Origin of the sequence: Domibacillus sp. A3M-37 (genome assembly GCF_024213455.1) — a bacterium.
Classification (GTDB): Bacteria; Bacillota; Bacilli; order Bacillales; family Domibacillaceae; genus Domibacillus; species Domibacillus tundrae.
In genome coordinates, this window is the sequence record NZ_JANAVL010000047.1 from 1 (window position 1) to 6,408 (window position 6,408).

The 6,408-nt window shown below is 40.5% G+C and carries 8 protein-coding genes; 2 read left to right on the top strand and 6 right to left on the bottom strand.

What is annotated here, in order from left to right; translation table 11 throughout:
* The 5 genes from NLX67_RS22175 to NLX67_RS22195 form a co-directional block, all read right to left on the bottom strand.
* Positions 1 to 413, bottom strand: a 413-nt coding sequence (locus tag NLX67_RS22175) for a MerR family transcriptional regulator (RefSeq protein WP_254313569.1), incomplete at its 3' end; no start/stop codon positions are given.
* Between the two features lie 258 nt (positions 414 to 671).
* Positions 672 to 1,052 (bottom strand): peptidylprolyl isomerase, encoded by a 381-nt coding sequence (locus NLX67_RS22180; protein WP_254313570.1) that lies wholly within the window; start codon positions 1,050 to 1,052, stop codon positions 672 to 674.
* A 375-nt stretch (positions 1,053 to 1,427) separates the two neighbouring features.
* On the bottom strand, positions 1,428 to 1,820 hold the full coding sequence (locus tag NLX67_RS22185; RefSeq protein WP_254313571.1) for a hypothetical protein: 393 nt from the start codon (positions 1,818 to 1,820) through the stop codon (positions 1,428 to 1,430).
* A gap of 271 nt (positions 1,821 to 2,091) precedes the next feature.
* A complete protein-coding gene (locus NLX67_RS22190; protein WP_254313572.1) occupies positions 2,092 to 2,256 on the bottom strand; it encodes a hypothetical protein in 165 nt (54 codons plus the stop codon).
* A gap of 336 nt (positions 2,257 to 2,592) precedes the next feature.
* Complete coding sequence (locus NLX67_RS22195) at positions 2,593 to 2,961, bottom strand: hypothetical protein (protein ID WP_254313573.1); 369 nt, start codon at positions 2,959 to 2,961, stop codon at positions 2,593 to 2,595.
* A 1,438-nt stretch (positions 2,962 to 4,399) separates the two neighbouring features.
* Between NLX67_RS22195 and NLX67_RS22200 the strand changes: the two genes are divergently transcribed.
* On the top strand, positions 4,400 to 4,501 hold the full coding sequence (locus NLX67_RS22200; RefSeq protein ID WP_254313574.1) for a YjcZ family sporulation protein: 102 nt from the start codon (positions 4,400 to 4,402) through the stop codon (positions 4,499 to 4,501).
* Between the two features lie 921 nt (positions 4,502 to 5,422).
* Here the strand turns inward: NLX67_RS22200 and NLX67_RS22205 are convergent.
* On the bottom strand, positions 5,423 to 5,683 hold the full coding sequence (locus NLX67_RS22205) for a hypothetical protein (protein WP_254313575.1): 261 nt from the start codon (positions 5,681 to 5,683) through the stop codon (positions 5,423 to 5,425).
* Positions 5,684 to 6,115: 432 nt separating this feature from the next.
* Between NLX67_RS22205 and NLX67_RS22210 the strand changes: the two genes are divergently transcribed.
* Entirely contained in the window at positions 6,116 to 6,304 is a 189-nt protein-coding gene (locus NLX67_RS22210; RefSeq protein ID WP_254313576.1) for a YjcZ family sporulation protein, read from the top strand.
* Positions 6,305 to 6,408 lie beyond the last annotated feature (104 nt).

A 6,408-nucleotide genomic window follows, 5' to 3' on the forward strand; every position in this document is an offset into this window, starting at 1 on the left:
TCGACTAATGCCTGGTTAAATTCCTGCTGTTTCTTGGCATCTTCTCTTAAGAATTGAATGGCTTCTCGCATTTTCTGAAGCTCTTCTGCCAGCATTTCGTCTGGTCCCTTTTCTGGAAGTGGCTGAAAGGATTCTCCACCTGTCGCAAAATAATGGTTAATTTGCTTAATTGAATAGTTTTGCTGCCGGTGCATCTGTTTAATTGATTTCATTTTCTCTAACGCTTCATGGCTAAATACGTTATAGCCACTTTCATTTTTAGTGAGGGGAATATGTTCTCGAAGTTCTTTCATCCAGTTACGAATAACGTTTGGGGATTCATTTAAGAGAGTAGCCACTTCTTTTACCGTAAATTCTGTTTTACCTTGATTATTATCAAGGTTTTTATCACCTTGATAAATACTTTTATCCATGTTAGCACCTACCTTCTAAACCTAGGTAAAAACCTAGATATTCTTAATACTAAGGGTTGATATTCATTATTATCAAGGTTCATACTGACGTTTCAACCTAGATATTTATTTAGGTATGGATTTATCGACTATTTTTCGATTACTAAGGTTTTGCTGCTTTAAATACAGACGGTTTTCAAGTCGATAATAAAACCGTCTTGCTCAATTTCCTGCTACCTTGATTAAAGCAGCTAGACGATCAATGATGACTGTACCTCATTAGAAATCTGTAAGATTATCAAATGGTGTGAGCTGCCCATTAATCAAGACCTCAATAACTTCATGTTCAGGATCCACCGTTAATTTATATACATGAGGTTTGCTTACATCATCTTGTAGATTCGTTTCATCTAGCTTTACTTTTACGGTATCTCCTTGAACCTCAAGATCAGTGGTTACTTTTCCTGCTGTACGATAAACAATATAAGAGGTATAAATATCCTCACCACCGCCAATTAATTGAAGCGTATAATTCGATTCAATTTTATCTTGCACATCATCTGGAACGTTTGCAATTTCGCTAAAGCTTAACGTCGATCCATTACAAGCAGCTAAAATAGATAATGTAAGTAGTGAGAAACAAAACAATATTCTTTTCAATGAATTCCCTGCCTTCTGTTCAAATAATAGTTAAACGAATTTTAAAAGCTATAAGCTACGTTATGCTTTCAAAGTGAGAAAAGAGCATAAGGAAAACATGACCCCACTTTCCGTGTGGTACTAGGCAGAGCCTAGTGTTTTCATGGGTACACGAAATTTCCGTTTTGGCAAAAAATTTGACAGCAAATTTCAGCCAAATGGCAAATTTTTTGACACCTAAAATACTGCCTTACCGTTCAAAAAAGAACGACAAAGAACAGCATTTGCTAAAAAAAGACACCGTTCTTTTCAGAAGCAGACACAATGGCTGCCTGCATTTTTCGACTTTCCTGCAGACCGGTTTTCTCTTTTTTCTAGCAACGGTTTTCTGATGGATCAGTATGGAATTTCTTCGCTCACATAGCCCAGATCCCGTTCTTCCTTCGCCATCAATTCTTGAATTTCTGTACGCCAATTTTGTCTGCTGCCTGCTGATTCTTCTTGCTGATCTTCAAGCCAATTAAAGATAGACGGGTGGCTAGAAAATGTCTCCTGACGCTTCTGGTAGGTAAACATTTTAAGCAAGGTTCCGTAGAAATAGCCTTTAAAATCCTTCCGGATTTTCCGGTGTTTCAGTGCATAGACAGACTGTTTGAGCGCATCAATGACTAATTCCGTGTACTGTTCCAATTCGTGCAGCAAATCAAACTGGCGATAGACAAAGGCTGCTTTTTTCCAAAGGTCATGAATATCTTCTGCATCATCAAAGAAAGGCTTCGCCGTTTTCACAAATTCACCTGGAACCACTTTCGGTGTAAAAGATGAATTCAGACGATCCTTCTTACGTAAGATCTTTAAAAGATTTTTATTAAAAGATAGCCTCTGTTAAACTTTACTGTTGATTTTTATTCAAAAGAAAAGACCGAGAATTGTCCCCGGTCTTTTTGTGTTTCTTGTTAAACTAACGCCCCCGTTAGCCATCCATGCAACAACAACCACTGCACCACAGATTATATAAGGAAACTCGTTCTTACATGGGAGTTCAACAAGCACCAGTTATTTATTTTGTCGTTACTGATTCATTTATTAACTTGCAAAGGTAGCCGACTATGTATTCTCTACGTGTCGTTTCTTCAATATCGTTATTTTCTACAAGGTCGTCTATCCCTTTATTAATAGCTTCCCATAAAGGTGTGCCTTCAAATTGTTCATACGGATATGACATACCAATGTATACCTCCTCAGCTTACCATCAGCTTCTTTGGTTTTTCGCTTCTCGTTTTGACCAGAACCAAACACCTACCCAATAACAGAGTGTAAAAATTCCAAAACGAATAGGAAAATCAGCATCCAACCGATGCTTATCGTCAAAAATCAGAGTACCTATAATATAAACCACCACAAGTAAAAGGTAGTCCCGTATTTTAGTTTTAAATATAATAACCAACTCCCCCGAATGTAAAACGGTTTCTATTGGGTCCATTTTAGCATTTCTTTTTCAACTAAACTGCTCCTTTAGTTTAACAAGAAATCAACATTGTTCTTTAACAGAGCTTTATTTTTAGAATCGTGGCGACCGTCTTCTGAGCGGCACTATCGTAAACGTTGATTCGAGCAGCTTTTTCGCGCTTTCTTCCTGGCCGGATTGCTTATGTAAATACTCCGCGTGTAAATCAACGACATAGCTTACTTGGGCATTCGTCATTCTCTCGTAAGGTCTGAGCCGCTTGTCGCGGTAGCCGTACTTGATGAACGCCTTGTTATGCCGGTCGTATTGCATGTATCGATTGCAGTACAGATAATTCAGCGTTCCATGATCGGGGTCAATTAAGTTATAGACGTCCTTATCAATTTCGCGGAAATACAGCGGATCGCCGTCTTCCAATCTCCGTAAAACTTCCGTTTGTGCTTCTAAATAACTCATAGCCATGCGTAAATTCCTCTTTCTCTCTCTATTAATACGAAATATAGCGTAGCACAACGCCAGGGCGGCCGCATTACCCCCTCGATATTTTAAAATTAGGCTCTGTTAAAGCCCGATGTTGATAAAAGTCCTGCTTGTTCTGTAATAAGCTGCATGGGCGAACTGTTGAGCAAACAGCTAAATTCGTGTTATAATTAAGAATCAAATGTTAGGGAAGGAGACTATCAACTGCCTTTAAAACACATAAAAGAAATGTTAAAAACGCTGTGCTACTACAAAACCGTTGAGATTACCCATACATTCAGCAAGAATGGACAAGCTTTTTTAAAAGCCAGCTGCAAAAAAAACACTGAAACAATACAGTTAACCTTTGTCGAATCCCAAATGATTGAATATTATGACGACATAGAAGAAGCCGCAGCTGTCCTCAAAAAACTAATAAATGAATAGCCGTTTACATGAAACCTCTAAAAAATTATAGAGGCTTTTTTAGTGCACAATTTCGGTCTATTGCTTCAATTATTGCATTCCTCAAAAAATCAACACTAGTGTTTAACAGAGCCTAAAATTATAGCACAAATTTTTTACCATCTTTCTGTAAATATATATAATTTTTTACCACATAGATTTGAACATGACGGCTGTTTTGATGATGCAGCTGCTGAGAGGTACTCCGATATGGGGCTTGGGGAATTTTGCTACACCGAAAAATACGAACATTAAAAGTTAAATAATTAATATTATTCGTATTATATACTTGTGATTCAGCCTGAACGAGCGAAGCGCCATGCATAACGTATTCACTCAAAACATATCACTTGACAGGATCGACTGTTTATAACTGATCTTATGTAAACTTTTATTTAAACGGAACCCTTGCTGTATCAATGTTTGTCGGCTATCGGCTACTTACGCAAAGTTATCAGTAAGTCCTTCCGTTTATGCAAGACGACCCTTAAACCGTTGGTACGACTGCATTCTTCTATGTATATTCGTATGGACTGGCGCGAGTAGCCTGGTGCAGCCGGGTGTGCCAGCGGAAGGACAACCGCTGCATAAGATCGTGCATAAACGCACTACCCGAAAACAACCTCATTTGCGGAAAATTGACGCACACCCCCGGCTTTTTTAGGCGTCGAGGCCAAGACCCTTCACTGCCGATGATTCGGCCCGCTATCGTACTGCATTACGGATTCACCCCGCCAGCAACGGCTATTGTTTCGTTTTCCTCTAACATATACCGCAGCTACCCGTCGCGGCGTTACTCGAATGCATCATCTTACTAATCTCTTTCACAAAAAGATTATTTAGTAGAGACAAAGGCTCAATCCAATACGTTTCTTCGCTCATACTCTATAACATAGATTCAATTATTATAAATTAATTGTGAGAAATTGATTTATATAATTGTTTCGCTATCCTTCTTTAAAGGAGGTGGGTTGATATGAGTCACGTTGCTCATGGACACGGACGCGGCTTTGCATTAGTGGTCGTTCTGTTCATTCTTTTAATCATCATTGGAGCTTCATTCTGCGGTGGCTGGTAATTAATTTAAATAGCTAGCTCCACAGCTCCACGCCACATCCGCTATATCCTGCACTCTACTCACCAGGCGTCATTTCAGCGAAATATTGAATCGCCTAGAAATGGCGCTCTCATCGCCGCGGTATTCCTCCGCGGCCTTTTTTTTGCGTCCGGGATCCGAGGAACATAGAGAACCAATCACGCATATATTAATTTATCTCTTCTTGAATAGGTAATATTTAAAAGCGTTGCTATCATAACGGGTAGCTGCGCTCTTTCACGTTTCTAATACGTATACATACAATGATCAGACCATCTCATCAACTAGGCCCTTACCCCACAGCGCAGATACCTAATTTAAGCGGCTACTGACAGGCCGCTTTTTTTCATAGAAGGTTTACGATTCCACTATAAGCGGGTAACGATTAACATACCTTTGCTTACATACTTTCAACCCACCTATTGCTGCGGATCTTCCGTGGCCTTTTTTGCGTCCGGAATCCGAGGAATATAGCGGCCAAGCCGTACATATATTGATTTGTCTTCTCCTAATGGCACTATTTTCAAGCGTCGCTATCACGTAGCTGCGCTCTTTTACGTTTTCAATATAGTTTAAATTTATTCGTAACGGGCGATAATCTAGGTTAGGGTCTCTGCTGCATTGACCCGCATCCTCATCTTTCTGAGTAGTTTGTACCGCGGAGATTCCCGCGGTCTTTTCTATGCGGTTTTATCTTTCTCCGCAGCGGGTAACGATTAATACGCAACGATGAACGGCACTCATTCGTTGTCCCTTAATCACACGGTTCCTTTATTGCTACGGCGCCCCCGTGGCTTTTTTTGTGCGGTTATTTTCCGCCATAGTGGGCATAATTAGTCGGACCCCATTCGTTGTATAACCGTCTTACCCAAGCCGCGGAGATTCCCTCCTCCCGCGGCTTTTTTACGTGTTCGGCCAGTCGCCCTGGTCTTTGTCCGGATCCCTTCCGTACTCATCGCGCAGCACCTTCTTGATCGAATAATTTACAAGAGCGGTCTTGAATCCTTTATCCTCCGTAAGTGTCATTTCTTTTAATACGGCCTTCACGTTACGCTCCAGATAAACCGTACTACGATCATACTTCTCGTCGAATTTAAGTTTCTTCGTTTTCTGTTCGAATATGTCCCGTAATGTTTCCGGCTGCTTTTTCTTTTTCTTACTCATGGCGATATGCTCCTTCTCTCGTTGATACTGTTAACGTACCACGGAGAATGACGTACACGCAAAACGTAAACGTACGATAAACCCGCGCCAGGGTTGTGTTTCAGACGACCTTGACGCAACTTTACCGCATATGTTTACACGCATATTTGTAGCCAGACGCGGAGAAATTACGCCTCAAATTCTTCCGCAAGCACGCGATCGCCTTTTTTCACCGTCGAGGTCCGACCCTCACGATGCTGATGAAATGAGTCAACTTACTAACTTCTTTCACAAAAAAAAAGATTATCAATAGAGGCAATGGCTTAAGCCAATACGTTTCGCTGTTCATATCTTACAAGATAGATCCAATTATTATAGATCAATTAAAAGATGTTAGAGATATTGATTTATATAATTGCATCGCTATCTTTCTGTAAACGGAGGTGGAATTATATGTGGGGTTTTGGACGTGGTTACGGCGGTGGATACGGCGGCGGTTACGGTGGTCATGGATGCTGTGAAAGACGTGTAGAAGCTGTTGAGTGCTGTGAGCCTAGACGCGGTCACGGCGGCTTTGCGCTGATCGTAGTATTGTTCATTCTTTTAATCATCATCGGTGCTACAATGCACCGCGGCTGCTAATTTAAATGATCCGGCGCCATTATAGCCAATTCCCCCCGGAGTTCTCAATCGCTTAGTAATGGCGCTCCTTTAGAATAGGTCAATTAAAAGACATTGATTTATAT

What these genes read in the sequence shown, in the direction of transcription:
- NLX67_RS22190 (WP_254313572.1), bottom strand. Translation starts at nt 2,256, where the DNA reads ATGTCATATCCGTATGAACAATTTGAAGGCACACCTTTATGGGAAGCT.
- NLX67_RS22195 (WP_254313573.1), bottom strand. Translation starts at nt 2,961, where the DNA reads ATGGCTATGAGTTATTTAGAAGCACAAACGGAAGTTTTACGGAGATTG.
- NLX67_RS22200 (WP_254313574.1), top strand. Translation starts at nt 4,400, where the DNA reads ATGAGTCACGTTGCTCATGGACACGGACGCGGCTTTGCATTAGTGGTC.
- NLX67_RS22205 (WP_254313575.1), bottom strand. Translation starts at nt 5,683, where the DNA reads ATGAGTAAGAAAAAGAAAAAGCAGCCGGAAACATTACGGGACATATTC.
- NLX67_RS22210 (WP_254313576.1), top strand. Translation starts at nt 6,116, where the DNA reads ATGTGGGGTTTTGGACGTGGTTACGGCGGTGGATACGGCGGCGGTTAC.